The following is a 26,053-nucleotide window of genomic DNA, read 5'->3' as shown; positions in this document are numbered from 1 at the left end:
TTTTCTTTTCGGGCCGACAGGTCCGGATATGAACAGGCGACTGCTGCTGGTGGGTGCACTCGTCGCCACGGTCGCGTTCGCGGGGTGTTCGTGGGTGGCGGAGACGCCCGAGTCGACCCCGGCGTCGTCGGATACCGACTCGGCGGAGCACGCGATTCCGGTGTTCCGTCTCGACGGGCACGCCAGCGCGCTCGCGAACACGAGCTACGCGCTCGACATCGAAACACGGGCGTTGAAGGCACAGCAACGCGCGAACCGCACGATCACCGTCAGGAGTAACCGTTCGGCGAAGCGCTTCCTGCTCCACAACGAGATCGGGAACCGGTCGCTCACCCGGTACGTCAACGAGACCGCCATCTACTCTCGAGTCGTTCGCAACGGGACCACGAACTACACGGTCCAGTCACTCTCGGCGGTCCCAGTCAACTTCTCGCAGATCCATCGCAGGGCCATCCAGCGGGACCGGCTGACCACGGTCTACCGCGTCGCGAGCTTCGAGAAGACGGACAACGCTACTGAGGACGGGCGACGATACACCGAGTTCACGCTCGAAAATACGACCCTCTCGCCGAACGCGACGGTCGAGTCGTCCGCCGGACGGATCACGATCAGGGACGACGACGTGATCGACCGGGCGTTCGTCGACATCAGCGGCGGGGAGAGCGGAGCGCCGTTCCACATGCTCGTCGACTACCGGACGACGCGGACCGAGGACGTCAGCGTCGCGGCACCGACGTGGCTCGACGACGCCGTGGCCGCCAGCGCTGCCAATGCGACGGCCGGCACCACGACGGCCGCGAACTGACCACGCGCCCGCCTATTCGACGACCAGAGCTTCGGGATAGCTCGTGAAGTTCCGGTACCCGTCCTCGGTGACGACGACGATGTCTTCGATCCGGACGCCCCCGACCGCCGGGTCGTAGAGACCGGGTTCGATCGTGATGACGTGGCCGGGTTCGAGTTCACCGCCCCCCGGCCCGACGAGCGGTTGTTCGTGGACGTCCAGACCGACGCCGTGACCGGTGTTGTGGATGAAGCCCGTTTCGGTGGTCTCGTCGCTCCGCAGCGTCGGTTCGCCGGCGTCCTCGTAGACGTCGCAGACAGCGTCGTGGACGTCCGCGCCCGTGACGCCTGGCTCGACGAGGGCGAGCGCCGCTTCCTTGGCCGCCGCCGTGAGGTCGTACCACTCGCGGATCTCGTCGCTGGGGTCCCCTTTGCAGAACGTCCGGGTCATATCCGCGTGGTATTTCGTGGACTTGTCCCGCGGGAAGATGTCGACGATGATGGGCTCGCCGGCGGTGAGCGGCCCGCTCCCGCGGTCGTGTGGGTCCGCCGCGTTCGCGCCACACGCGACGATGGTCTCGTCCAGCGCACAGCCGTGGCGCAGGAGGGTCACCTCGATCTCCTCTTTGACGCGCTCGCTGGTCAGCGGTTCGCCCTCGTAGTGGAGTTCGTCGCCCTCGACGGTTGCCGCACGGACGAGGTCCTCGGCCGCTTCCATCGCGGCTTCGTTCGCCTCCTGCGCCGTGGCGACGTGCTCGATCTCTTCGTCGGTCTTCGTCGCGCGGATGGTCTCGATGACGTTGGCACCGCCGCGTCCGATCGGTGGGCTCTCGGGCGTCCGGACGTCGATTCCCTGCTCGCGGAGGCCGTCAGCGGTCGCCAGCGGGAAGCGTGCCGGAACCGCGACCGAGCCGACGTTCCGTTCGTCGAGGAACGACGCGAGGACGCGCCGACCGCCTTCGAGGCGGCCGTGGTCCTCGACGAGCGAGCGCATCTCGTAGTCGGCGTGGCGGTCGACCGTCGCCGCGTCGCTCTCCTTTTTCGCGCGGCCGTATTCGAGGCTGGAGACGAGCAGATGGACCTCGCCGTCGTAGAGCGTGTGGAACGGGTCGGGAGCGTCGAAGCCCGAGAGATACACCTGGTCGGAGTCGTCGCCGGCGGCGTCGATGAGGAAGCCGTCGACGCCGGCGTCGTCGAGGAAGGCGTCGAGCGCCGAGAAGTCGGAGTTCATGAGAACAGGGTGGCCCGGCGGCGACTAAACGGTACCGGGACCCTGACCCGCCGAGACACTCGCCGCGGTCGGTATCCTCATTGCACCCGCTTGCGAGGCATGGCACATGAACGTCGAAATCTCTCAGTCCGGGGTCCGCGGCGCTGCCCAGGCCCCGCCCTCGAAGAGCTACACCCACCGGGCCATCCTCGCGGCCGGGTACGCAGACGGCGCGCGAGTCACCGATCCGCTCGTGAGCGCGGACACGCGCGCGACCATGCGCGCGGTCGAAGCCTACGGCGGGTCCGTCGACCGGAGCGACGACGATTCTGTCCTCGTCATCGACGGCTTCGGCGGCCGTCCCTCGGTCCCGGCGGACGTCATCGACTGCGCGAACAGCGGGACGACGATGCGACTCGTGACCGCGACGGGTGCGCTCGCCGACGGTATCACCGTCCTCACCGGTGACGAGTCGCTGCGCTCGCGCCCGCAGGGACCACTGCTCGACGCCGTCGAGCAACTCGGCGGCCGGGCCGAGAGCACCCGCGGCAACGGTCAGGCGCCGCTGGTCGTGAAGGGACCGGTCGACGGTGACACCGTCTCGATCCCGGGCGACGTCTCCTCGCAGTACATCACCGCACTGCTGATGGCCGGGGCCGTGACCGACGAGGGGATCGACGTGGACCTTGAAACCGAACTGAAGTCCGCGCCGTACGTCCAGATCACGCTGGAAGTGCTCGAGGCGTTCGGCGTCGAGGCCGTCGAGACCGACGACGGATTCCGCGTCGACGGCGGCCAGTCCTACGAACCCGAGGGCGGCGAGTACGCGGTGCCCGGCGACTTCTCGTCGATGTCGTACTTGCTCGCGGCCGGCGCGCTGGCTGCGGACGACGAACTGCTGGTTCGCGGCGCACAACCCAGCGCACAGGGGGACTCGGCGATCGTCGACATCCTCGAACGGATGGGGGCCGACATCGAGTGGGACCGCGACGAGGGCGTCATCACCACGCGCCAGTCGTCGCTGTCGGGGATCGAGGTCGGCGTCGAGGACACGCCGGACCTCCTGCCGACCATCGCTGTTCTCGGTGCAGTCGCCGACGGCACGACCACCATTACGGACTGCGAGCACGTCCGATTCAAGGAGACTGACCGCGTGAGCGCGATGGCCGAGGAACTGACGAAGATGGGTGCGTCCGTCGAGGAAGAACAGGACACGCTCACCATCCACGGCGGCGAGACCGACCTGACGGGAGCCGAGGTCGACGGTCGGGCCGACCATCGCATCGTCATGTCGCTGGCCGTCGCCGGCCTCGTCGCCGACGGCACGACCACCATTGCGGGTGGCGAACACGTCGACGTCTCCTTCCCGAACTTCTTCGACGTGCTGTACGACATCGGCGCAGACGTGTCCCGGGACGACTGAGAGGCATCGACCGCTCGAGGGTCAGACGCCCCAGAAGAACGCGATGCCGGCCACGGTCACGACGGAGAGGATGAGCTGGAGGGGCAGGCCGACGCGGATGTAGTCGGTAAATCGGTAGCCGCCGGGGCCGTAGACGAAGAGATTCGTCTGGTAGCCGACGGGACCGAGAAACGACGTCGAGGCGGCGAACATCACGGCGAGAACGAACGCGAACACGTTCGCGCCGATCGCGCTCGCGGCCGCCGCTGCCACCGGGATCATGAGGACGACGCTGGCGTTGTTGCTGATGACCTCGGTGACGAGCCCGGTCGCGACGTAGAACACCCAGAGCACGGCGATCGCCGGGAGGAACTCACCCGTTGTAGCGACGGCGGCCCCGAGCAGCTGTGCCGCGCCGGTCTGTTCGAGCGCGATGCCGAGCGGAATGACGCCGGCCAGCAGGAAGATGACGTTCCACTCGACGGCGTCGTACAGTTCGTTGGCGTGGAGCACGCCGGTCAGCACCATGGCGACGACGCCTGCCAGGGCTGTGACGAGGATGTCCTGCTGGAGGGCGGCAAGGGGAGCCACGCCGGTCGCACCGGCCAGCGCTTCCCAGGGGAGGGCGGCGAACCCGACGACGCCGAGCATGATCGCGACGGCGTGGGGGATCTTTTCGGTCCGGTACTCCGGCCGCGATGCTTCCTGCGAGAGGATGAAATCGCCCGTCCGAGCCAGACGGTCGATGCTGTCGGTCGCCGCCTGGACGAGCAGCGTGTCGCCGGTCCTGAACGTCAGGTCGTCCAGTCGCTCGCGGATGATCTCACCGCGGCTGCGCACCGCGAGGACGTTCGCCTCGTAGCGCTGGCGGAACGCGGCCGTTCTGAGCGTCGCCCCCACGAGTGACGACTCTCGGGGGAGCACCACCTCGACGATGGTCTGCTCGGTCTCGGGCGCTGGTTCGAGCTCGGCGTCGGTGTCGAGGTGACCCATCATCGAGAGGTGGTCGAGGCGCGCCAGTTGGCGAAGCGTGTCTGCATCGGTCCGCAGCAACAGCACGTCGCCCGTGTGGACCTCTTTCTGTGCCAGCGGTTCGACGAACTGCTCGCCGTCCCGGATCACCTGGAGAACGTCGGCGTCGAAGGTGGCCGTGTCGATGGCTGCGTCGACCGTTCGGCCGACGAGCGGCGACCCCTCCCGGACGCGGACTTCGGTCAGGTACTCCCTGATTCCGTACTCCGCGATGTAGTCTTCTTCGGGCGGTACCCGCTCTGGGAGCAGCCGGTGACCGACCGTCAGCAGGTAGATGGAGCCGACGAGCAGTACGATGACGCCGAGTTTCGTGAACTCGAACATCGACAGCTCGTGAAGGCTCGGATAGGTACCCGACAGCCGCCTCGCGATGTCGGACGCGAGGAGGTTCGTCGAGGTGCCGATGAGCGTCAGCATGCCGCCCATCTGCGAGGCGTACGAGAGCGGGAGCAGTAGCTTCGACGGCGACGTGTTCCCGTTGTTGGCCACGTCGGAGATGACCGGGACGAGCACCGCGACGACCGGCGTGTTGTTGATGAATCCCGACACGGGGCCCGTTACGCCGACGGTCGCGAGCAACTGTCGCTGGAGATCGTCGCCCGCGAAGTTCGAGATCTTTCGGCCGAGTATCTGGACCATCCCCGTCCGGCTGATCCCCGCGCTCAGGATGAGCATGGCCAGAACGGTGATCGTTGCGGGATTCGAGAACCCGGAGATGCCTTCCTCCAGCGAGATCTGCGTCCACGGCTCCAGGACGATCAACAGCACCATGACGAGGATCGCCGTGACGTCGATGGCGACGGGCTCCGTCGTGAACAGGACGAGCGCCAGGAGAACGATGGCGAACACGACCAGCATCTCGACGGTGACGCCCGTGCCCGCGACTGATTGGAGGGGCGAAACTGCCACAGGGCGGCCCATAGGAAAGCGTCGGTCGATTTCGCAAAAAGGTTCACCCGACCCGTCCGTTCGCGGAGATGACGCGCTGGGTCCCGCCGGCGGGACGAGCAGTGGCCGGTATCTACAAGGTCTAAATGCCCGGGTCTCCCAGGGAGCAGTAATGAACGGCAATAGCTTCGGTCGGCTCTTTCAGCTGACCACTTACGGGGAGAGTCACGGGGAGGCCATGGGCTGTACCGTCTCCGGCGTTCCGGCCGGCGTCGAGCTCTCCGAAGAGGAGATCCAGAAGGAACTCGACCGCCGGAAGCCCGGCCAGTCGATGATCACCACCTCGCGCGGCGAACCGGACGAAGTCACGATCAACAGCGGCGTCCAGGACGGCTACACCACGGGCACCCCCGTCGGGATGGTCATCCAGAACAAGGACGCCCGCTCGGGGAAGTACGAACCGTTCGTGACGGCGCCGCGCCCGTCACACGGCGACTACACCTACTCGGCGAAGTTCGGGACGCGCAACTGGGGCGGCGGCGGTCGCTCTTCCGCCCGCGAGACCGTCAACTGGGTCGCCGCCGGCGCCGTCGCACAGCAGGTGCTCGACGCCTCCGAGTACGACGTCCAGATCAAGGCACACGTCAACCAACTCGGCGACATCGAGGCTCCGGAAGTCTCCTTCGAGGAGATGCTCGAACACACAGAGGAAAACGACGTCCGGTGTGCCCACCCCGAGACCGCCGAAGAGATGCGCGACCTCGCAGACGAGTACCAGCAGGAGGGCGACTCCATCGGCGGCTCGATCTACTTCGAGTGTCGCGGCGTGCCCCGCGGCCTCGGTGCACCGCGGTTCGACTCCGTTCCCGCACGCCTCGGGAAGGCGATGTTCGCCATCCCAGCGGTGACGGCCTTCGAGTACGGCCTGGGCCGCGACGCCCGGGACGTCGCCGGACTGGACCGCAACGAGAACTGGGAGTTCGACGACGGCGAGTCCCATCCGGAGACCGTCAGCGAGGAGGGCGACCCCGTGCCGGTCGGCAACGACCACGGCGGACTCCAGGGCGGCATCACCACAGGGGAGCCGCTCTACGGCGAGGTCACCTGGCACGCGCCCACGTCGATCCCGAGCACGCAGACGACAGTCGACTGGGAGACCGGCGAGGAAAAAGAGATCAAGGTCGTCGGTCGTCACGACCCCGTCCTGCCGCCGCGGGCGGTGCCGGTCGTCGAAGCCATGCTCGCCTGTACGGTGCTCGACTTCATGCTGCTCAGCGGTCGCATCAACCCCGACCGGATCGACGACCGGCCGGGACAGTACGACACCGAGTACCACCCGTCGAGCCCGCAGGACGACCCCGAGGACGCGGCGACGCGGGCCGAGCCGACCGACGACGAGTAGTCAGGGCGACAGCGAGATCCCTTCTTCGCGGAGCGTTCGCCAGTGTCGGCGAGCACACCGGCCGGTATCCACGAAGACGGCGAGGACGCCCAGCAGGCCGAGCCACTTGAGCAGTGGATACTGCGTGAACAGTGCCGTCGTCGCGTTCACCAGCGCGAATCCGATCAGGTATGCCAGCATGAACAGTCGTTTGACGTGCCCCATCGACTGACTCTCAGGACTCGTGATACGTCACGTTAGCGTTTGGTTTCACGCGGGGCGGTGCGAAACGACCGCGGCTGTTTTGCCCGGGCCGACCCTGGAACGGGTATGGACGCCAACCAGGAACGGGTCGCCAACCCCTACGGGATGGACGAGGAGTGCGAGAACTGCGACGTGCTGTGTGACACGCGCTCGCAGGTCGTCCACGGATACGGCGACGTCGACGCCGATTTCATGTTCATCGGCGAAGCGCCGGGCGAGGGTGCAGACCGCACCGGCCACCCGTTCACGGGCGACGGGGCCGGGGAACTGCTCCAGGACGTGCTCGGCGCACTCGGCTTCGCGAGTTCACCTCCGGACAGTCACACTCCGGAGCTGGACAACGTCTATCTGACCTACGTGACCCGATGTCGCCATCCCGATCGCCGGCCGAGCGACGAGGAGGTGCGCAACTGCGAGGGGTTCCTCACGGCGGAGATTCGGATGATCAATCCCGAGATCATCGTCCCGGTCGGCCAGCGACCGCTGGAGGCGCTGGCGTTCGAGTACACGACGACGAGTCCCGAGGAGTTCGACGTCGAGCGGGACCACGCGACGACAGTGCGTGGCCGTGGGTTCGAACTCGTGCCGATGGTTTCCCCGGAGGATCTCTTGGCTGAGCAACGAACGGCGTTCGAAAAACGGTTGTCGGACCTCATGGGTCGAGATTACAGACAGACGAAAGGACGACGGAGTCGGTGAGGACGGCGGTTACTTCGGCGACCAGTAGGGGTTCGAGACTCGCGGCCGGGACGTGATCGCCACGGCACTCGTCGCAGCCACCGCCAGGACGACGAGTCCCAGGACGACGGCCGAGCCGACCTGATACTGGGTCGAGGCGAGCGTCTGCATGACGAGTTCGATGCCGGCACCGACGACGAACAGCAGTGCGAGGAACGCACCCAGGAATCCGAGTGCCTGTTTCGTGACGACGTTCATATTCGCAAATTGATGTGCGACGACATAAATGGGAGGGCATTTCGGGCGACAGAAGCGGCGATTTCAAGGGTCGTCCGCGCCGAGGTCAGAGCATGACCACGGTCGCCGTTCTCGCAGACCCGCCACGCGATGGCCTCGTCCTCTCCGCGCTCGCCGAGGAGACGCCACTCACGCAGAGCGAAGCAACCGACCTCTACGCAGCCATGCTGCGTGACAGTTGCCGCGCCGTCGAGGCGAGCGGCGGCGAACTCCTCGTGAACTACCGCGCCGAGGAGGACATTTCCGACGAGTACGAGGGGTCGCAGGAATCAGAAGCCCAGGTACGGGCCGCCGTCCGGCCCGCGCTGGAGAACCCGGACGAGGCTCGCTTCGAGGTGCAGGTCGGGTCGACGTTCGCCGGCCGCGTCGGGAACACCGTCACGCACCTACTTGAACAGGAGGGCGTCAACACGGCGGCTGCCGTCGACCCGACGGGGCCGTTCCTGGCGCGACAGGTGATCGACAACGCGGCGATGAAGCTTCGCCGGCACGAAGTGGTGCTCGGTCCCGCCGACGCGGGTCGGGTGTACTACGCCGGGTTCGCCAATCCGATCGATTTCACCGACGCGTACGAGCCGCCGGCGGTCCGAACGTTGACAGAGCGTGGCGACGACGCCGGGCTGTCGGTCGACTTCCTGCCGATGCAGCCAGTGGTGGAGACGGCGTCGGACCTGGCGACGGTCCTGAGCCAGTTGCAGGCACGCGAGCGGGCCGGGCGCTGGGTGCCGGCACACACCGCGGAGTTCTTCGCGGAGTCGGGCCTGGACGTGGCCGCGTCTGACGAGGGCCTGACGCTCGTTCGGAACTGACCGACAAGTCTTAAAACCAGGGTGAGGAAGTAGGGGATGCAGGTGGGATAGCGAAGTGGCCTAACGCGACTGCCTTGAGAGCAGTTGTCCTCACGGACTCTGGGGTTCGAATCCCCATCCCACCGTATTTTGCCACGAGCAACTGGCGAGTGGCAAATTCGTTCGAGGAGATTCGAACCCTGCCAGTCGCAGCGCGAACGAAGTGAGCGACCGTCTGGCTCTGGTTCGAATCCCCATCCCACCGTATTTTGCCACGAGCAACTCGCGAATGGCAAATTCATTCGAGGAGATTCGAATCAGGGAGTGAGAGGTGAGCGAGCGATCGTGAGCGAACGGGAACGACCGTGGTTCGAATCCCCTTCCCACCGGATGTTGCCACGAGTAACTCGCGAGTGGTGAATTCGTTCGAGGAGATTCGAGGAAGACCAGTCACGCGAATCGCAGTCCCATCCCCCCGAGGGAGTGGACAAAGCGAGGGCGTGGTGGCTTTCGATGGTGTCGCGGTGGCAGGTTATGCGTCAGCCGTCTCGTCGGTCGCGTCGTCGTCGGCTTCGGCTGCCTCCTCGTCGGCTGCCTCGGCATCGGTGTCGACGGAGGCTTCGACGTCCTGGACGGCTTTCTCGGCGGCTTCCTGCACGTCGATGACGTTCTCCTCGACGTCTTCCTGGACGTCGTCGAAGCGGTCCTGGAGGGTGTCGAGTTGCTCCTGGTACCGGTCGAGCTGCGTGTCGAGTTGGTCTTCGAACTGTTCGGCCTGCTCGACGATGCGGTCGTCGATCTCGTCGGTGCGGTCTTCGATCTCGTCGACCAGGCTCTCGTACTGATCGATGATCTGCTCGAAGGCGTCCAGAGTCTGGTCTTCGAGTTCCTCGTTGCTCTCGATGACGGTGTCGAGCAGGTCTTCCAGCCCGTCGAGGGCGTCTTCCGTCGCGTCGCTGTAGGTGTCGATTCCCTCCCCGTACTGCTCGTCGACCGCGTCGAAGGCCTCGGCGTGCTGGTCGAGCAGCGTCTCGAACCCGTTGTTGACGGACTCGCGAATCTGATCGATTGTCTCGTCGTCGCTGGGCGTCGTCGACTCGACGGTGTCGAGCACGTTGTTGATGACGTCCTGCCCGAACTCGACGGTCCGCTGCTGGGCCGCTTTCTGGTCGTCGACCGTCCCCTGGATGGTCTCGTTGATCTCCGCCGGGACCTTCAGGGTCCGCTCGAGGACTTTCTCGCCGCTCTTGATCGTATCGCGCTGCAGTTTGAAGATCGTACTGATGGGTGACGTGTTGTCGTTACTCATTGTCATTTCCTTCCTTTCTGTCGAGTGGAACGATGATGGCCTGGACGATGTCGTTTTCCTCGATGCCCAGCACCTGTCGTTCCGCGTCGGGGATGCTGATCCGACCACTACTCTGCACTCGCGTCTTGAACGTCGCCGTCTCCTGGAGCGCTTCCAGCGGAAAGTCCGTCGGCGACTGTGCCTGTCCAAGCAGCTGTGCGAGCGCCTGCTGCTGCGTATCGATGGCACTCTCGCCCGCTTCTTGGAGCTTGTTTGCGAGCAGCGCTGGCAACAGCGCGCTCCCGTTGTGGTCGTCTGACATCCCTGTACGAGTTTATAGTTTCTCTGAGTATTTAGCTGTTGCCATTGAATCCCATCTGCTGCCATCTGATGACAACGGAGGGGTGTCCGCCGATGCCCGTGTGGAGTGGCCGATAGAACTCGTGTGAGGGAAGGTGGTCGTTCCGTACTGTCTGCTTGACCTGGCTCGTACTGCTGGACCTGGACGGGAGTGGACGACGAGCGCGGAGAGTAACGCTTTTGCGTGGTTCGTCCGCACAGACAGATATGAGCGACTGGCCGCACGACCCAGACGGCGACGAGGGCAGCGAGGGGCGGCGCAAATACGGACAGGCAATCGTTGCCAAGAAGATCGACGAAGACGAGGACTTCCCGCTGGCCCGCGACGAATTCGTCGAAGAGTACGGTGACGACCCGATCCGCATCGACTACGAAACGGTCGTGAGCCTGGAAGAGGTCTTCGACGGCATCGACCAGACCGAGTTCGAGGACTTCCCTGAACTCCACAAGGCTCTCGGTCAGAACATGCGCGAGAAGGGCTACTGGTTCTACGAGCTAGCCTGACTCCCGCGTTTCTCCGTTCCGCCACCCACCGGCGAGCCTGCAGTTCGGTCGTCGTTTCGATTGACTATTGTTAGCACGATACATACTTGTGCCTGGGGGTCGTAGTTCTCAGCCGAACCCATGGCTGTCCATCACTCACACACCGGCGTTGCGGGCGTCCCCAACGGACGGCAGGCGCTCCCAGCGAGCGTTATCGAGGACCTGCTCGCCGCGCCGCGCCGACGGGCACTGCTGGCGTGTCTCACCGAGCGTGACGAGCCGGTCGCGGTGGACGATCTGGCGTCGGTACTCCTCGATGCGGATCGGGTCGGAGCGTCGGATCGTCGGGAAGCGCGGACGGAAATCTACCAGGACGTGCTGCCGAAGCTGACCGCGACCGACGTGGTTCGCTTCGATTCGAAGCTCGGAACGGTGGAGTTCACCGGTCCGGAAGCGCTCGCGACGCGACTCACTGCCGTGACGAATCCCTGCGACGGAGCGTCGGATTCTGGAACCAAAGACAAATAGCAGGTCAGGGCTAATCGGCGAGTACAGTGACGAACACGCAGGTGACCCACATCCAGATCGACAACTACGGGCCGTGGACGGTCACCCCGGAACCGCGCCGCGAGGTCGACCTCCAGACGCTCCAATCGCGGCTGTTCGCGGACCTCTCACAGCTCTTCGGGAATCGAGATGGATACGTCTTCTTCTCGCGATTCGACAACATGATCGCCGTCTCGAACGGGCTCGACCTCGACGATCACCGGCTCATCCAGGAATCAGTCGGGAACCGCTATCCAGTGACGATGAGCCTCTCGGTCGCGACGGGAACGTCGCCGGTTCAGGCGCTCGGTGACGCGACGAGTCAGCTTCAGGAAGAAGGGAGCGCCCAGGACAAACACCGCCGGGAGATCCTCAAAGGCCGGACGATCGACGACGAGTTCCGAACCGCGGACGACGTGCAGATCGCACACTTCGACGTCAACGACGCGACCGGCAAGTACACCGATCAACTCAACGAGTTCGATACGTTCATTCACATCGAACAGGGGTACGCGGAACTGATGCGCTACATGCGTCAGGCACACGACTCCCTGTGCTTTTTCGTGGGCGGCGACAACGTCATCGGCGTCTGCCCAGATCTCGACGAAGCGGACTATCAGGACGCCGTCGACCACGTCCACGAAGCCGTCGACGTCGACCTCAAGGTCGGCGTCGGTCGCGGCCGGACGGCCCAGTCCGCCGGCATGGACGCCAAACACGCGCTCGAAGACTGCCGCGCGGCCGGGACTGACGTCGAGCTGTTGTTCTGACCGCCACCGTCCAAAAGCATTGTCAGCTGTGTTATCTATGGCGGCTTCGCTGCTTGCCTGCCGGACCTCCAAGCTACGGCTGCAACGGTCTTAAGCGTGGCGTAGGTAGCTTTTAGACCTCGTGTGTGAAAGGGTGGCACATGAACGGTGACGTCACAGTCAGGGAAGTGATGAGACGGGAGTACGTGGGGGCGAGCGAGGCGGACACCCTCGTCGATACAGCGGCCTTGATGCTGGAGGAAAACGTCGAGGCGGTCGTGGTGTTACGGGGGAGCGAACCCGTGGGGATCCTGACCCAGCGGGATCTCCTGCAGGCCGCCGTCGACCAGGGAGACCTCGAATCCATGCTCGTCAAACACGCGATGAAGGACGATCCCCCGACGGTATCTGCATCCGAGTCGCTCGCGACGGCGACGAACATGATGTCCGGGACGTCGGCGCGGCGACTGCTCGTCATGGAGAACGGCGAGCCGATCGGCGTCGTTTCCGAGCACGACATCGTCACTGCCGCGACGCTCACGCCGCAGGTCAACGGCGAGACCAGACAGGAGGTCAAAGCCGAGTCGGTCACGGCAGAGGCCGCGACGACGGCGGGTGAATCCACGACCTCGGAAGACGAGTACTCCAATCAGGGCATCTGCGAGATCTGCGGGTCGCTCACCCGGGACCTGTCCTCGTTCAACGGGCAGCTCGTCTGCAGCGACTGTAAGAACGTCTGATATATTGTCGCACCGCCCGCGAGTGCCCGTCGCCTCCTATATTGCTAACTATTCTCATCCAAATGTAACATTATGTTTTATAAACACCCGGAGTATACCTAACAAGGAACATGACACAAAAGGTTCGGCGACGGCGGGTTCTGCAAGGAATCGGTGCAGCAGGTGTTGCGAGCATTGCCGGCTGTACGACGTCCGATGAGGGCGACGGCGGCGGCACTGTCGATCTCGAAGACCGGTCGACGGCGGTCAAACTCGGCGTGCTGATGCCCGAAACGGGCGATCTTGCAGAGCTCGGGCAGCCAATTCGCGACGCGGCGTTGCTGCCGGCAAAACAGCTCAACGCTGCGGACCTGCCGGTCGATTTCGACACCCAGGTAGAGGACACGCAGACGAACCCGACGGCGGGAGTCAGTGCCGCCAACGCACTGGTCAATCAGGGCTATCCGATGGTGACTGGCCCGGCGTCGTCTGGCGTGAACATGCAGGTGTCCCGGGAAGTGTTGATTCCGAGTCAGATCGTCGGGTGTTCGCCGTCGAGCACGTCACCGTCCGTGACCGACCTGGACGACAACGACTACGTCTTCCGGACGGCACCGAGCGACGCACTCCAGGGGCAGGTGCTCGCACAGGTCGCCCGCGAGCGCCGCGACGCGAGCACGGCAGCGACGATGTTCGTCAACAACAGCTACGGGCAGTCGCTGTCCGAGAGCTTCGTCAGCGCCTTCGAGAACAACGGTGGGACCGTTCAGAACCAGGTGTCCTTCGAGAAAGAACAGCCCTCGTACACCTCGCGACTGAACAACGCGCTGAGCAACGATCCGGACATCCTGCTGGTGATCGGCTATCCGGCGAGCGGTGTCCAGATTTTCCGGGACTACTACTCGGACTTCTCCGCGGACCGAACCATCATGGTTACCGACGGTCTTCAGAGCGCGGACATGCCGAGCCAGGTCGGCAACGACATGGCGAACGTCATCGGGTCGGCGCCGCTGGCGTCCGGGCCGCAGGTCGACACGTTCAATACCCTCTATCAGGACGAATACGACTCCTCACCGGGCGTGTTCAACGCGCAGGCGTACGACGCCTCGGCAGTCATGATCCTGGCGAACGTCGCGGCCGGAGAGAACTCGGGGACGGCGGTCAAGAACAACCTGCGGAAAGTCGCGAACCCCGACGGTGAAACGGTGGGTCCGGACAACCTCGCTGAAGCCGTCGAGATGGTCGGTAACGGAACCGCTGTGAATTACGCCGGTGCCTCCTCGTCCGTCAACTTCGACGACAACGGCGACATGGCCGCGGTCAGTTACGAGGTCTGGCAGTTCGCACCCGACAGCGACAACGGGTTCGAGCAGCTCACGACTGTGGACTTCTCGGCCAACAACTGATCATCCGCCCAGGAACTCCTGGCGGACTTCCTCGTCGTTGAGAAGGGTGTCGCCGCTGCCGTCGAAGCGATTCTGCCCCTGGACGAGGACGTACCCGCGATCACAGCGACGGAGCGCTTCTTTCGCGTTCTGTTCGACCATCAACACTGCCGTTCCGGCGTCGTTGATGTCGTCGATCCGGTCGAACATCTCGTCGACCAGATCCGGAGCTAACCCCGCCGACGGCTCGTCGAGCATCAGGAGCTTCGGATCGAGCATCAGCGCCCGACCCATCGCGAGCATCTGCTGTTGTCCGCCGCTGAGCGTCCCCGCCTTTTGCGTTTTCCGCTCTTCCAGGATCGGGAACCGGTCGTAAATCGCCCGCAACTGGTCCTGCGGGACGGAATCGAGGATGTACGCGCCCATCTCGAGGTTCTCTTCGACCGTCAGCGAGCCGAAGACGTTGTCGGTCTGGGGGACGTAACTCATCCCCTTGTGGATGATGTCTTCGGGGTTCAGTCCCGTGATGTCCGCGCCATCGAAGGTGACTGTCCCGCCCATGTGAGTCGTCAGTCCGAAGACCGATTTCATGACCGTCGATTTGCCGGCCCCGTTCGGTCCGACGATGGTGACGTACTCGCCGTCGGCGACGGTCATGTCCACGTCGGTGAGAATCTGCAGATCGCCGTAGCCGGCGTCGAGATTCCGGACCTCCATGAGGCCGTCCGCAGAGTCGTCACCCGCGTCCGCGTCGGTGCGCTGTGACTCGCTCATACGTCCTCCCCCAGGTACGCCTCGATGACTTCCTCGTTCGAACGGATCTCCTCGGCGCTGCCCTCCGTCAGCACGCGCCCCTGGTGCATGACGATGATGTGGTCACAGTTGTTCATGATGACTTCCATGTCGTGCTCGACGAACAGGAACGTGTACCCGTCCGCTCGCAGGTCGTGGATGTGGTCGATGAGCTTGTTCTCGAGCGACGGGTTGACGCCGGCCAGTGGTTCGTCCAGCAGGACCATCTCCGGGTCGGTCATCAGGGCCCGCGCCATCTCGAGGAGTTTCCGCTGCCCGCCGGAGAGGTTGCCGGCGTACTCCTGTGCCAGGTGGTCGATCTCGAAGAACTCCAGCATCTCCCAGGCGCGGTCACGGACCGCGGCTTCCTGTTCGACGACGCTGCCGCGAACCCCCGGCGTGACTGCGCGCCAGAGCGACTCTCCACGCTGGTCGCGTGGCGCGAGCATCACGTTCTCCAGCACGGTCATCTCGTCGAGTTCTCGCGCAATCTGGAAGGTCCTGACGAGGCCGCGCTGGGCGATCTGATACGGTTCGAGGCCAGTGATGTCCTCGCCCTGGAACGTGACCGTCCCGTCCGTCGGCGTGTAAACCCCCGCGATGCAGTTGAACGTCGTCGACTTCCCGGCTCCGTTGGGACCGATGAGGCCAGTCAGTGACCCGGCCTCGACCTGGAACGTCGCGTCGTCGACGGCCGTGATGCCGCCGAACTCCTTTCGCAGTCCCTCGACCTGTAGCGGGAAGTCGCCGCCAGACCTTCTGGTCGCGCCAGTCGTCTGATCGGCAAGCTCGGCATCGCTCGACTCCGGTGGTGATTCGCTCACGTCTCGTCACCTCCGTCCCGGCGCGCAGAGAGGTCGATGGCTGCGGCCGGTTCTTTTCGGTGCCCGAGCAGCCCGTCGGGCCGGTTTTGCATCAGATATATAATGAGCAGTCCCAGGAAGATGAACCTGAGCGTCGAGATGTTCTGCAGCGAGTAGGCGATAAACGGCGACACGTCGAGCGAGGCCAGCGGTCCGACGGCCTCGATGAAGTTGTTCGGCGCGGCAGTGACCTCGATCCCGAACAGATCGTCGAGCAGGACTGGAATGATGCGGGCGAGTTGCGGCGGTCCCTCGAACAGGAGCGTCGCGAACACGATGCCGCCCAGGACGCTGCCCGTGTTCGATCCCGCACCGCCGATGATGAGCGCGAGGAAGACGTAGAACGTCTGGATGGGCATGTAGTCCGTGGGGATCGTAAAGCCGGTCGAGCCCCGCCAGAGGATGCCCGCCAGTCCCATCAGCGCACACCCGATCATGAACGTCTTTATCTTGAACAGCTGGGTGTTTTTCCCCAGCGAGTTCGCCACCATCTCGTCTTCGCGGATCGCCTTGAGAACCCGGCCGAACGGTGAGTTCCCGATCCGACTCAGCAGCCAGTAAAACCCGACGACGAACAGGGCGAGCACGATAGCGTACGTGATCCCGATGACCACTGACTTCCGGATCCCGACGCCCGAGATCAGGACCACCTCGAGTGAGCCCGTGATGTCGAATACGACTTCGCCGATCGGTGTTAGTCCGGCCGTCGCGTCCGTCGGATCGGTGTAGAAGATGGCTCGGATCGGGTTCTCCGGCGTGCTGATGCCCTGCCCACCGCCGGTCCCGACGGTCGTCCCGAACAGCGTCGTCTCGGCGAACACCTGTGAGTTCAGCGTCAACCGAATGATCTCGGAAAACGCGACGGTGACGATAGCCAGGTAGTCCGCATCGAGTCGGAGCGCCGGCAGCGCGGCGATCAGTCCGACGAGCGCAGACGCGAGGACGCCGCCGATAATCCCGAGCGGCAGTGGGAGTCCGAGGCCGAGTTCTGGGCCCGAGATAATTGCCATCGTGTAGACGCCGACCGCCATGAATCCGGCAACGCCAATGTTGAACAGGCCGGTGTACCCCCAGTGGAGGTTCAACGCGAGCACGAGCATCGCGTACACCGCCGAGAGGAACGTGATGCGCCGGAACGTGTTGATCAGGCCGTTCAACGGGAGTTCCAGGAACACGACCATCGCAATCCCGAACACGACGTAGAGTGCGAGCATGACGCCGATGATGAGCAACGCGTCATTCCGTGAATACCGCCACAACATGCCGACAGCGAACACGAGGCCAGCGTACACGGCAAGCACCATGACGAGTTCGCGGAGCGGCGGCACCATCCCGCCGACGCCACCCAGCGACAGCACCGAGAGGAGAATCCACAGGACTGCGAGTACTCCGAGCGCACGTGCAGCACCGCTCTCGCGGGTGTACTCGGCCAGGTCTTCGGTCGTGAACTGCCCGTGGGCGTCCGTCGTCCCAGTCATCTTCTCATCACCGTCCCGTGGCCGTCGGCTGCAGTGCCGAGCGCGATTCCAGTCATGCAGTTTTCACCCCGCCGAAGATGCCTTCCGGGCGGAACAGAAGGATGAGAATCATGATCAGGAATGCCGCGGCCAGGCTGAAGTCGGTCGGGAGCCAGAGCAGCGAGACGTTGCGGACGATTCCGATGATGACTCCGCCGATCATCGCGCCGTAGATGGAGCCGATACCGCCGAGAATGACCGCAGCGAAGATCAAAAGCAGCAGAACCCAGCCGAGGTTGAACCCCATCGACCCGCGTTTGAGGGCGATGAGATAGCCGGCCGAGCCGGCGAGGCCGGCGCCGATGATCCACGTCCACTGAATCACTCGTTCCGTCGGAATGCCGGTCACGCGCGCGAGGTCCTTGTTGTCGGACATTGCCCGCATGGCCTTTCCGAACTTCGTCCGCTGGAGCAGGACGTGAATCCCCAACATGAGAAGCACCGAACTGACGACGAGCGTGAGCTCGTGGGCGTCGATCGTGATGGCCCCGTCGACGATGGTGAGGCTGAATTTGGGGACGTCGCCCGCGGTCAGCCCTCTGAGGTTAGTTCCGTAGACGAACACGACGAGATATCGAAGCGCCAGTGCGACGCCGATACTCGCGATAAGTAGCGAGATGCCGTCCGCGTCACGCATGGGCTTGTACACGAAGCGGTCGATGCCAAGCGCCACGAGTACTGTCATTCCGATGGCGACGAGGAGACCGAAGACGACCGAGAGCGGCTCGGCCGCGACGTTGATGCCGATGTCACGCGGACTCACGTTCAACAGAAGCAGGTCGCCCAGCGACGCCGTGCCGAACCCGGCGACGAGATACGAGGCCGTCCATCCCGAAAACGCACCCGTCGTCAAGTAGTCGCCGTGCGAGAAGTTCGCGAAGTTCAGAATGCTGTACGTTAGCGACAGTCCGATTCCAGCGAGACCAATAATCAGTCCGATAACTGTACCATTCCACACATATCCGGCAACCGTCGAAATCAACGTTTGCCCTGCGACGATCTGTCGTACCAGGTCGATAACTAATAGCACTGCAACGGCCGTCACAGCGAACTGTCCCGGCCGTTCGACGAGAAGTCGTCGGCCCTGGTGGACTGTCTCACGTACCTCCATACTTTGGTACGGTATATCTCACCCCTATTAAGTATCACTACTCCGAAATAGATCCAGACGGCAGGCGTGGGGTTCTGGAACCGATCGAGTCGGCATCGTGTCACGTTGGCCGTTCGGTTGCGAACAAAACACCTTTGCTCGGTCCCAGTTGAACTGGGGGCATGGGGATACCGACGTTGGACGACCTTGCCGTCGACGGGACGACAGTGGGAATACGCGTTGACATCAACAGCCCGCTGTCCGATTCTGGGACGCTCGCTGACGACGCCCGGCTTCGTGCTCACGTCGACACGCTGAACGAGTTGCTCGACCGGGGTGGCCGAGTCGCCATCCTCGCCCACCAGGGGCGACCAGGCGGCGACGAGTTCGCCCGCCTCGAAGACCACGCCGCCCGCCTGAGTGACCTGCTCGACCATCCGGTCGAGTACTGCGACGCCACGTTCTCGGCCGACGCCCGAGCGGCGATCAACCTGCTCGAGGACGGCCAGGCAGTGTTGCTGGAGAACACCAGGTTCTACAGCGAGGAGTACATGGAGTTCCCGGCCGAGAAAGCCGCCGAGACGTTCCTCGTCGAACGGCTCGCGCCGGAACTGGACGCGTACGTCAACGACGCGTTCGCCGCGGCACACCGCTCACAGCCATCCATCGTTGGCTTCCCGTGTCGGGTCGACAGTTACGCCGGGCGGGTCATGGAACGGGAACTGGACGTGCTCAGCAACATCGAAGAGACACCGACCCCGCGCGTGTACGCGCTCGGTGGTGCAAAGATCGCCGACGCGCTGGACGTCGCCGAGAGCGTCCTCGATCGGGGCCTCGCCGACACCATCCTGACGAGCGGCATGACTGGCAACGCCTTCCTGGCTGCCAGCGGCGTCGACGTCGGCGAGCCGTCCGAGTCCGCGATTCTCGACCGCGACGCGACGGCCATCGACCAGGCCGCGGAGTTGCTGGACGAGTACGGCGAGAAGATCCACGTCCCAGACGACGTCGCGGTCTCGCGTGACGGCGACCGCGAGGAAGTCGACGTCGCGGACCTGCCGGTCGACGCACCGGCGCTCGACGTGGGCGAAGCGACGATTGCCGCCTACGCGGACGTGTTCGAGACCGCCGGGACGGCGATCCTGAACGGCCCACCGGGCGTCTTCGAGGAAGACGCGTTCGCACTCGGGACCCGGGAGATCTTCGGCGCTGCGGCCAGCGCGGAGTACAGTATCGTCGGTGGCGGGGACACGGCTGCGTCTCTCCGCCAGCTCGGAATCGACGGATTCGACCACGTCAGCACTGGCGGCGGTGCCGCGCTTCGACTGCTCACTGGCGGTACGCTCCCGGCCGTCGAGGTCCTCCGTCAGGATTCCGAAGCGTAACCGACCAGGCAGACCCCTCTCCCGTGTTCATCGAAGCTTCCGACATCGAAGCCGCGGACGCCCTCGCGGACCTCTGGGTCAGGCTCGCCGACGAGCAGCGCCAGCACGGGTCACAGCTCCGCACCGAGGCGAACCGCGAGACGATCCGCGAGTCGATCCTCCGCGCCATCGTCACCGAGGGGCTGTTCGTCGCACGCGCGGAGCCGGACGACGGGATCGACGCCGACGCCGGCACGATACTCGGGTTCGTGATGTTCAGTACGGAATCGAAGTCCTTCGAGACGACGGTGTCGCGGGGCACCATCCAGAACCTGTACGTCCGTCCCGAGTACCGGAATCGGGGAATCGGGAGCGAACTGCTCGACACGGCGACGGCGGCGCTCGAAGACCGGGGAATCGAGGTCGTCAAACTGGACGTGATGGCGGACAACGAGGCGGCCGCGCGATTCTACGAGCGACACGGCTTCGAACCCCACCGCGTCCAACTGGCAAAACGAGTGGAAAGCGATAATCACTCAAAGGACCGGGGGTAATCGGTTACTGTGCCAGGGGAGCTTGGGTGGTTCAAGCACCCGACTTGTAATCGGGAGTTCGAGGGTTCAAATCCCTCCCCTGGCTTTCTGCGACGAGTTTACGTGACGAGCGAAGGCCACATATGGGTTTGAACGAGAGGAGACGCGCAGCGAAGCGAGCAGTCTCCGCGTAGTTCAAATCCCTCCCCTGGCTTTCTGCTGCGAGTTTTCGCGAGGAGCGACGCTCACATCCCGTGAGCACCCCCATCGCGGACCGATCCCTGCGATGTCGAGTAGACAAATTGATACGTCAACACACCGCATTTCCGGTGAAACGCCGAACGCTGACTCGTTAGCGTCTGGTCTCTCCGATCCGTCAGACCACCTACTGGAACAGATATATCGTCCTGTGGAGTAGAAACCGAAATCGTCGGGCGGGTGGTGCAACGGGACACCGTCGCACAGGGAGTAGACGCGCCGGTTCGTTACTGGTCAGTCGTCCGTACGTCGATGGAGCCGTCGACGGAGACTGTCACGTCGTAGCCACAGTAGCGGAACGAAACGTGCCCCGACTGCCGGGGCACTTCGGAGATGGACTCACAGAACCGCGTGAGGGCGTCGGGATCAAGCACGTCGTGGAGGGGCGTGAGTTCCGACGGTGCGACCTCTTCCCGGGTTGCAACTGCCTTCGCGATCCTCTCAGAAAGCCGCTGGCAGTCGGATACCTCTGGGTCAGACACTGGATGAGCCATATATAATATGCATAATACACTCAATAATAAACCGGTTATGGTAGTCATAACAATCTGTTAGTGATTATTGTTAGATGGAAAGAACCTTGCATGCTTCCGATTTCGACTGGTGGCGTGTGTAGCGTCTGATCCCTTTTGGCGACGCAGCCTGAGGTGTTGTGTCGGTGTGGTAAAATACTGCCGTCTATTCACGGTGGGATGGTCGAGACGCTGGACTGATAGCGTTCGACCGAATAGGGCCTCTCGTGACCGACGACACCGACGATTGGGTCGAACAACTTCGAGCCAACCGGCGCGAGAAGGACCGATTCTTCGCCGAGCACCGCCAGTCCCCGATTCCGCCGGAAGAGCGTGCCGACTTCGACGGTCTCGATTACTTCGAACCGGACCCGGCGTATCGGGTCGAGGCGACCGTCGAGCGGCACGACGATCCCGACCCTGTCGAGATGGAGACGTCCGACGATCGAGCGGTTCGGTACCTGCGACTGGTCACCTTCTCGTTCGAAATCGATGGGGACTCGTACGTTCTCCACGGGTACCGCCAGGAGAGCGACGACTCGGCGACGCTCTTCGTTCCGTTCCGAGACAAGACGACCGGCCACCAGACGTACGACGGGGGACGCTACATGGAACTCGAACCCGAACGCGACCTCCGAGACGGTGACGAGGTGACCATCGATTTCAATCTCGCGTATTCGCCGTTCTGTGCGTTCAGCGACACCTTCTCCTGTCCGCTGCCGCCCGAAGAGAACTGGCTGGAAACGACGATCGAAGCCGGCGAACGCGCGCCGTAAGCCCCAACCGCCGGATTGCTGCGCCGTCCGCACGTCTCCTCTACATTTTCCCACGTGTTTGGCGTTTTATACAACCGCTGTGCGGTGCCGAATATATATACCATCTCAGTCGAAATCCTATGGTATGCCCCGCGACGAAGAGGAGTTCGCGCCGAAGCATTTTCAGTTCGATCCTACTGAGAACGAGCCGACGTACGTCATCGTTGAGACGATCGCCGACCTGGAGGGAGTCAGCTCAGACGAACTACCGTCTCTGTACGACACGATCGACCACGTGGTCGACCACTTGTTCGCTAACCCTCCCATTCCCGAAGCCCAGGTTCAGGTCACGTTCACCTACGCCGGCTACCGAATAACGCTGAGTCAAGACGGATCCGCGACCTTCCTGCGAATCCCGGCTCCGGATCGGTGAGCGTAGCGACTCGATTCACGCGGACTCGCTGAGCACTTTACTTACGGCAGTAGACAACGCGACGAGCGGCCTCACAGCGACGGAACTGCGAGTTCAGAAAAAAGCACGCGGACAGTGCCGGCGTTCGGCTGCTTGCTGTGGATTCGGGATGATTCTCCGAGTTCAGTCGTCAGCCGACAGGATGCCTCGCACGGTCATCTTCGCCGGGTCCAGCACGTCGTCGACTTCGTCTTCGTCGAGGTAGCCCTTCTCCAGGACGACTTCGCGGATGGTCTTGTCTTCCTTGAGCGCGGTCTTTGCGACCTCGCTGGCCTTGTCGTAGCCGATTGCCGGGTTGAGTGCCGTCGCCAGCGCCATGCTCTGTTCGACGCGTTCCTCGCAGTGTTCCTGGTCGGCTTCCAGTTTGGCGACGAACTTCTCGGCGAACACCTCGCTGGCGTTCGTCAACAGCTTCGCGGACTGGAGGAAGTTGTGCGCGAGCACGGGCTTGTAGAGGTTCAGGTCGATCTGGCCCTCGGCCGCGCCGTACTCGACGGCGGTGTCGTTACCGACGACCTGCTTGTGGGCCTGATTGACTGCCTCGGCGACGACCGGGTTGATCTTCCCGGGCATGATCGAGGAGCCGGGCTGGTTCTCCGGCTGGTCGATCTCGCCGAGCCCGTTGCGCGGGCCGGAGGCGAGCAGGCGCAGGTCGTTCGCCATCTTGTTCAGCGAGCCCGCGATGGTGCGGAGCTGGCCGTGGGCTTCGGCCATCGCGTCGTGGGCGGCCTGGGCCTCGAAGTGGTTGTCGGCCTCGCGGAACGCCAGACCGGTCTCCTCGCTGATGTACTCGGCGGCGAGTTCCGGGAAGTCCGGATGCGTGTTCAGGCCGGTCCCGACGGCGGTGCCGCCGAGGGCGAGTTCGCCGAGGTGCTCGCGCGTGCTCTCGGCGCGGACGATGCCCTTCTCGACCTGGGTGCGGTAGCCGCCGAACTCCTGGCCCAGAGTGACTGGCGTCGCGTCCTGCAGGTGGGTCCGACCGGTCTTGACGACGTCCGCGTACTCGTCTTCCTTCTCCGCGAGGGCTTCCTGGAGCGTCTCTAGCGCGGGGATGAGGTCCTTCTCGACGGCCTCCAGGGAGGCGATGTGCATCGCCGTGGGGATCACGTCGTTGCTGGACTGCCCGAAGTTGACGTGGTCGTTCGGGTGGATCTCGCGCGTGCCGATCTCGCCCCCGTAGATCTCGGTCGCCCGGTTGGCGATGACCTCGTTGGCGTTCATGTTCGAGGACGTGCCCGAGCCGGTCTGGAACACGTCGACGGGGAACTGGTCGTCGTGCTCGCCGGCGATGACTTCGTCGGCGGCCTCGATGATGCACTCGGCCTTGTCCTCGGGAACGAGTTCGAGTTCGAGGTTGGCCTGTGCGGCTCCTTTCTTGACGATCCCGAGCGCGCGGACGAACCGGCGCCCGAACGTGATCCCCGAGACGGGGAAGTTCTCCACGGCGCGCTGGGTCTGTGCGCCCCAGTACGCGTCCGCGGGCACCTGCATCTCGCCGAGACTGTCCCGCTCAGTGCGATAGTCGTCGTCAGACATGCTCGTCCGGACCTCCGACCGGAACGGTCCTAAAATGATGTGATATGCTGCTCGGGGGACGACCGCACCTACTCTCCGAGTCCGAGACTCGCCTGCAACCGGTCGCGATTGTGAGCGTACAGTCGCTGTGCGTCCTCGTCGTCGACGTCGTACGCCGTCGCGTCGCGCTGGCCGAGCAGCGACGAGGTGGCGGTGTCGGCGGTCAGATGCGCCAGGCCGAGCCGTCGCTGGAAGATCGACCGTTCACGGACGACCGTCTGCAGGCGATAGTACGGCACGACGCGGATGGTCTGGCGCCAGAACCCCGAGCGGACGACGAAGTACTCCTCGCCCGCGTCGTACCCGCGGTGTTTCCACTTGAGGTGGGCCGCCGGCGGGACCAGCACGACGAGCAGCAGCGGCGTGAACCACAGCGAGAAGTTGCCGACGACCCGCGCGATGACTGCGAAGACGCCCGTCAGCGCCAGGACGACCAAGAGATAGCGGACCGCGTACCGTCGCCGTGCGCGTTTCGGCGGTCGGGTGAACTCGAAGTCTTCGAACGGTTCCAGCGCGCGGGCGAGCGACAGCGTCCGGTCGCGCTCGGCCAGGGGGATCGCGGCCTGTGGGCCGCCCTGCCCGTTCTGCTGGCCCGGGCTGTAGCCCGCGGTCTCGACGCTCAGTCCCGCGTAGCCCAGCGTCCGCATCAGGACGTTCTCCTTGACGGTGAGCGTCTGTATCTTGTCGGTCGGGATCGACCCGCTGTAGCGCTGGAGGAGGCCCCGTTCGTACACCAGGTCTTCTCCCTGTCGACCCAGCGTGAAGTCGTAGTACTCGGTGAACGTCGCCAGCGCGCTCAGTACCCACGAGGCGACGATCGCGAGGACGATACCGACGATGCCGGCGATGAGCGCGAGATCTGGCGTCGACGTGACCGCACCGGGTGCGGGTTCGATGCCGGTGTACCGGGCGACAGTCCCGACGACGAAATCCTGGACGAGCGGAAAGCCCACGAGGAGGAAGACGATCGACGCAGACCGGAACGAGGCGGCGGCGAGCACCAACAGTTCGCCCGATCCGAGCGAGAAAAGCGCGGTGGGCTGGCCGGCGGTGTCTCTGGGTTCGGGTGCCGTCGTCTCGTCACCGGCTTCGGGTGTCGCGGGGGATTCTGCAGTCGTTTCCGCCGCAGCGTCTGCAGTTCGCGTCTCGCCCCGCGCCGCCGCTCGCCGCTTCCGAATCTCGGTCTGCAGTCGCCGCGCTTCGTCGGCCGCGACGAAGTTGAGTTCGGCTTCCGTCTCGGAGCCCCCGGCAGTTTCGACGCGGACGACCGCGACGCCGAACAGCCGATGGAAGATGCGCTCGGTGACGTCGACGTTCTGGACGCGGCGATAGGGGATCTCTCGCTCCGTTCGGCCGACGACGCCGCTGTTGATGTCGAGCGTGTCCGGCGTCAACTCGTACTCGAAGCGGTAGTAGTAGGCGACCTGGTAGCCCACGCCCAGGAGGAAGGCCACGGGGAGAAGCGCCAGAATGAGCCCGGTCCGCTGAGCAGCGCCGGGAACGGCGACGTTGGCCATGCCGAACAGGAAGAACACGAACGACGCCGCGAGCACCCCGCGCTGCAGCGAGCGCGTCACGGCGCTCAGCGGATGGAGTTTCATACCGCGTCCTCCGGCTCGCTCTCGATCGCGAGGTCACGCAATCGGTTCCGCAGTGCGCGTGCGTCCTCGACCGTGAGGCCGGGCACCGTCACGTCTGCACCGCGGGAGCCGGCGGTGTAGACGACGACCTTGCCGAGGCCGAGCGCGCGGTCGAGTGGGTCTCGCTGCGTGTCGACGTGCTGGACGCGGACGTAGGGCACTGCCGTTTCGACCTGGGTCACCACGCCGCGTTCCAGTTCGAGCGCGTCGGCCTGCAGTTCGTACCGCCATCGGCGATAGAGTGCCACGATGTACAGGACCGCGAGCACCAGGAGTATCGCGGCGACTCCGACGCCGAGCAGCGGTGTGATCGCGAGGACGAACCGGTCCAGTGCGGTCACGATCCCACCCAGAACCGCAACGAGGAGCAGCGCCAGGAGTCCCCACCGGAGTCGAACGCGGGGATGGAGGGCGTTCATACCCGTCACG

General features: G+C 64.3%; 28 protein-coding genes and 2 tRNA genes. 16 read left to right on the top strand and 14 right to left on the bottom strand.

What is annotated here, in order from left to right:
• Nucleotides 1-28 precede the first annotated feature (28 nt).
• Entirely contained in the window at nucleotides 29-805 is a 777-nt protein-coding gene (locus MU553_RS00860) for a hypothetical protein (RefSeq protein ID WP_247373374.1), read from the top strand.
• Nucleotides 806-817: 12 nt separating this feature from the next.
• Here the strand turns inward: MU553_RS00860 and MU553_RS00855 are convergent, their stop codons facing one another.
• On the bottom strand, nucleotides 818-2,014 hold the full coding sequence (locus MU553_RS00855) for a M24 family metallopeptidase (RefSeq protein ID WP_247373372.1): 1,197 nt from the start codon (nucleotides 2,012-2,014) through the stop codon (nucleotides 818-820).
• Nucleotides 2,015-2,120: 106 nt separating this feature from the next.
• On the opposite strand from MU553_RS00855, the gene aroA reads away from it, so the two are divergent.
• Nucleotides 2,121-3,416, top strand: coding sequence for a 3-phosphoshikimate 1-carboxyvinyltransferase (gene aroA, locus MU553_RS00850; RefSeq protein ID WP_247373369.1), 1,296 nt, complete (start codon nucleotides 2,121-2,123; stop codon nucleotides 3,414-3,416).
• A gap of 21 nt (nucleotides 3,417-3,437) precedes the next feature.
• On the opposite strand, the gene MU553_RS00845 is transcribed toward aroA, so the two are convergent.
• Nucleotides 3,438-5,348, bottom strand: coding sequence for an SLC13 family permease (locus MU553_RS00845; protein ID WP_282593991.1), 1,911 nt, complete (start codon nucleotides 5,346-5,348; stop codon nucleotides 3,438-3,440).
• A 139-nt stretch (nucleotides 5,349-5,487) separates the two neighbouring features.
• Here MU553_RS00845 and aroC point away from each other — a divergent pair, with 139 nt between their 5' ends.
• Nucleotides 5,488-6,717 carry a chorismate synthase gene (gene aroC, locus MU553_RS00840; RefSeq protein WP_247373367.1) on the top strand — a complete coding sequence of 410 codons (1,230 nt, stop codon included), beginning with the start codon at nucleotides 5,488-5,490 and terminating at the stop codon, nucleotides 6,715-6,717.
• On the opposite strand, the gene MU553_RS00835 is transcribed toward aroC, so the two are convergent.
• Entirely contained in the window at nucleotides 6,718-6,921 is a 204-nt protein-coding gene (locus MU553_RS00835; RefSeq protein WP_247373354.1) for a hypothetical protein, read from the bottom strand.
• A gap of 105 nt (nucleotides 6,922-7,026) precedes the next feature.
• On the opposite strand from MU553_RS00835, the gene MU553_RS00830 reads away from it, so the two are divergent.
• Nucleotides 7,027-7,659 (top strand): uracil-DNA glycosylase, encoded by a 633-nt coding sequence (locus MU553_RS00830; protein WP_247373352.1) that lies wholly within the window; start codon nucleotides 7,027-7,029, stop codon nucleotides 7,657-7,659.
• A gap of 9 nt (nucleotides 7,660-7,668) precedes the next feature.
• Here the strand turns inward: MU553_RS00830 and MU553_RS00825 are convergent, their stop codons facing one another.
• The gene (locus MU553_RS00825; RefSeq protein ID WP_247373350.1) at nucleotides 7,669-7,896 is read right to left on the bottom strand and encodes a hypothetical protein; all 228 of its coding nucleotides are present in this window, start codon (nucleotides 7,894-7,896) and stop codon (nucleotides 7,669-7,671) included.
• 92 nt (nucleotides 7,897-7,988) lie between these two features.
• Here MU553_RS00825 and MU553_RS00820 point away from each other — a divergent pair, with 92 nt between their 5' ends.
• Both MU553_RS00820 and MU553_RS00815 read left to right on the top strand, forming a co-directional pair.
• Complete coding sequence (locus MU553_RS00820; protein ID WP_247373348.1) at nucleotides 7,989-8,744, top strand: hypothetical protein; 756 nt, start codon at nucleotides 7,989-7,991, stop codon at nucleotides 8,742-8,744.
• A 41-nt stretch (nucleotides 8,745-8,785) separates the two neighbouring features.
• Nucleotides 8,786-8,869, top strand: a tRNA-Ser gene (locus tag MU553_RS00815).
• Nucleotides 8,870-9,255: 386 nt separating this feature from the next.
• Here MU553_RS00815 and MU553_RS00810 read toward each other — a convergent pair.
• Both MU553_RS00810 and MU553_RS00805 read right to left on the bottom strand, forming a co-directional pair.
• A complete protein-coding gene (locus MU553_RS00810) occupies nucleotides 9,256-10,032 on the bottom strand; it encodes a hypothetical protein (RefSeq protein WP_247373346.1) in 777 nt (258 codons plus the stop codon).
• On the bottom strand, nucleotides 10,025-10,333 hold the full coding sequence (locus tag MU553_RS00805) for an AbrB/MazE/SpoVT family DNA-binding domain-containing protein (RefSeq protein WP_247373344.1): 309 nt from the start codon (nucleotides 10,331-10,333) through the stop codon (nucleotides 10,025-10,027). Before MU553_RS00805 ends, MU553_RS00810 begins: the two co-directional genes overlap by 8 nt.
• Nucleotides 10,334-10,578: 245 nt before the next feature.
• Between MU553_RS00805 and MU553_RS00800 the strand changes: the two genes are divergently transcribed.
• From MU553_RS00800 to MU553_RS00780, 5 genes are all read left to right on the top strand, one after another.
• Nucleotides 10,579-10,875 (top strand): DUF5785 family protein, encoded by a 297-nt coding sequence (locus MU553_RS00800; RefSeq protein ID WP_247373342.1) that lies wholly within the window; start codon nucleotides 10,579-10,581, stop codon nucleotides 10,873-10,875.
• Nucleotides 10,876-10,995: 120 nt separating this feature from the next.
• Complete coding sequence (locus tag MU553_RS00795; RefSeq protein WP_247373340.1) at nucleotides 10,996-11,382, top strand: DUF7344 domain-containing protein; 387 nt, start codon at nucleotides 10,996-10,998, stop codon at nucleotides 11,380-11,382.
• Nucleotides 11,383-11,408: 26 nt separating this feature from the next.
• Complete coding sequence (locus MU553_RS00790) at nucleotides 11,409-12,170, top strand: GTP cyclohydrolase III (protein WP_247373338.1); 762 nt, start codon at nucleotides 11,409-11,411, stop codon at nucleotides 12,168-12,170.
• 140 nt (nucleotides 12,171-12,310) lie between these two features.
• Nucleotides 12,311-12,889 carry a CBS domain-containing protein gene (locus tag MU553_RS00785; RefSeq protein ID WP_247373324.1) on the top strand — a complete coding sequence of 193 codons (579 nt, stop codon included), beginning with the start codon at nucleotides 12,311-12,313 and terminating at the stop codon, nucleotides 12,887-12,889.
• A 110-nt stretch (nucleotides 12,890-12,999) separates the two neighbouring features.
• Entirely contained in the window at nucleotides 13,000-14,274 is a 1,275-nt protein-coding gene (locus MU553_RS00780) for an ABC transporter substrate-binding protein (RefSeq protein ID WP_247373322.1), read from the top strand.
• Here the strand turns inward: MU553_RS00780 and MU553_RS00775 are convergent, their stop codons facing one another.
• From MU553_RS00775 to MU553_RS00760, 4 genes are all read right to left on the bottom strand, one after another.
• Nucleotides 14,275-15,027, bottom strand: coding sequence for an ABC transporter ATP-binding protein (locus MU553_RS00775; RefSeq protein WP_247373320.1), 753 nt, complete (start codon nucleotides 15,025-15,027; stop codon nucleotides 14,275-14,277).
• Complete coding sequence (locus MU553_RS00770) at nucleotides 15,024-15,869, bottom strand: ABC transporter ATP-binding protein (RefSeq protein WP_247373318.1); 846 nt, start codon at nucleotides 15,867-15,869, stop codon at nucleotides 15,024-15,026. Before MU553_RS00770 ends, MU553_RS00775 begins: the two co-directional genes overlap by 4 nt.
• Nucleotides 15,866-17,170, bottom strand: coding sequence for a branched-chain amino acid ABC transporter permease (locus MU553_RS00765; RefSeq protein ID WP_247376113.1), 1,305 nt, complete (start codon nucleotides 17,168-17,170; stop codon nucleotides 15,866-15,868). Before MU553_RS00765 ends, MU553_RS00770 begins: the two co-directional genes overlap by 4 nt.
• 268 nt (nucleotides 17,171-17,438) lie before the next feature.
• On the bottom strand, nucleotides 17,439-18,536 hold the full coding sequence (locus tag MU553_RS00760) for a branched-chain amino acid ABC transporter permease (RefSeq protein WP_247373316.1): 1,098 nt from the start codon (nucleotides 18,534-18,536) through the stop codon (nucleotides 17,439-17,441).
• Between the two features lie 161 nt (nucleotides 18,537-18,697).
• Between MU553_RS00760 and MU553_RS00755 the strand changes: the two genes are divergently transcribed.
• The 3 genes from MU553_RS00755 to MU553_RS00745 all read left to right on the top strand — a co-directional run bounded on the left by MU553_RS00755 (nucleotide 18,698) and on the right by MU553_RS00745 (nucleotide 20,518).
• On the top strand, nucleotides 18,698-19,900 hold the full coding sequence (locus MU553_RS00755) for a phosphoglycerate kinase (RefSeq protein ID WP_247373314.1): 1,203 nt from the start codon (nucleotides 18,698-18,700) through the stop codon (nucleotides 19,898-19,900).
• A 23-nt stretch (nucleotides 19,901-19,923) separates the two neighbouring features.
• The gene (locus tag MU553_RS00750) at nucleotides 19,924-20,433 is read left to right on the top strand and encodes a GNAT family N-acetyltransferase (protein ID WP_247373312.1); all 510 of its coding nucleotides are present in this window, start codon (nucleotides 19,924-19,926) and stop codon (nucleotides 20,431-20,433) included.
• Between the two features lie 11 nt (nucleotides 20,434-20,444).
• Nucleotides 20,445-20,518 (top strand) — tRNA-Thr (locus MU553_RS00745).
• A 379-nt stretch (nucleotides 20,519-20,897) separates the two neighbouring features.
• Here the strand turns inward: MU553_RS00745 and MU553_RS00740 are convergent.
• Nucleotides 20,898-21,152 carry a HalOD1 output domain-containing protein gene (locus MU553_RS00740; protein ID WP_247373309.1) on the bottom strand — a complete coding sequence of 85 codons (255 nt, stop codon included), beginning with the start codon at nucleotides 21,150-21,152 and terminating at the stop codon, nucleotides 20,898-20,900.
• A 257-nt stretch (nucleotides 21,153-21,409) separates the two neighbouring features.
• Between MU553_RS00740 and MU553_RS00735 the strand changes: the two genes are divergently transcribed.
• On the top strand, nucleotides 21,410-21,958 hold the full coding sequence (locus MU553_RS00735) for a DUF1684 domain-containing protein (protein ID WP_247373307.1): 549 nt from the start codon (nucleotides 21,410-21,412) through the stop codon (nucleotides 21,956-21,958).
• 124 nt (nucleotides 21,959-22,082) lie between these two features.
• Entirely contained in the window at nucleotides 22,083-22,370 is a 288-nt protein-coding gene (locus MU553_RS00730; RefSeq protein WP_247373304.1) for a HalOD1 output domain-containing protein, read from the top strand.
• Nucleotides 22,371-22,532: 162 nt separating this feature from the next.
• Here the strand turns inward: MU553_RS00730 and MU553_RS00725 are convergent, their stop codons facing one another.
• The 3 genes from MU553_RS00725 to MU553_RS00715 form a co-directional block, all read right to left on the bottom strand.
• Nucleotides 22,533-23,945, bottom strand: a complete 1,413-nt coding sequence (locus MU553_RS00725; RefSeq protein WP_247373302.1) for a class II fumarate hydratase — start codon at nucleotides 23,943-23,945, stop codon at nucleotides 22,533-22,535.
• Between the two features lie 68 nt (nucleotides 23,946-24,013).
• A complete protein-coding gene (locus MU553_RS00720) occupies nucleotides 24,014-25,585 on the bottom strand; it encodes a PH domain-containing protein (RefSeq protein WP_247373300.1) in 1,572 nt (523 codons plus the stop codon).
• Nucleotides 25,582-26,043, bottom strand: coding sequence for a PH domain-containing protein (locus tag MU553_RS00715; RefSeq protein WP_247373287.1), 462 nt, complete (start codon nucleotides 26,041-26,043; stop codon nucleotides 25,582-25,584). Before MU553_RS00715 ends, MU553_RS00720 begins: the two co-directional genes overlap by 4 nt.
• Nucleotides 26,044-26,053: the final 10 nt, after the last annotated feature.

This window comes from Halorientalis brevis, from assembly GCF_023077655.1.
This window is presented reverse-complemented; position numbering and strand designations above follow the sequence as displayed.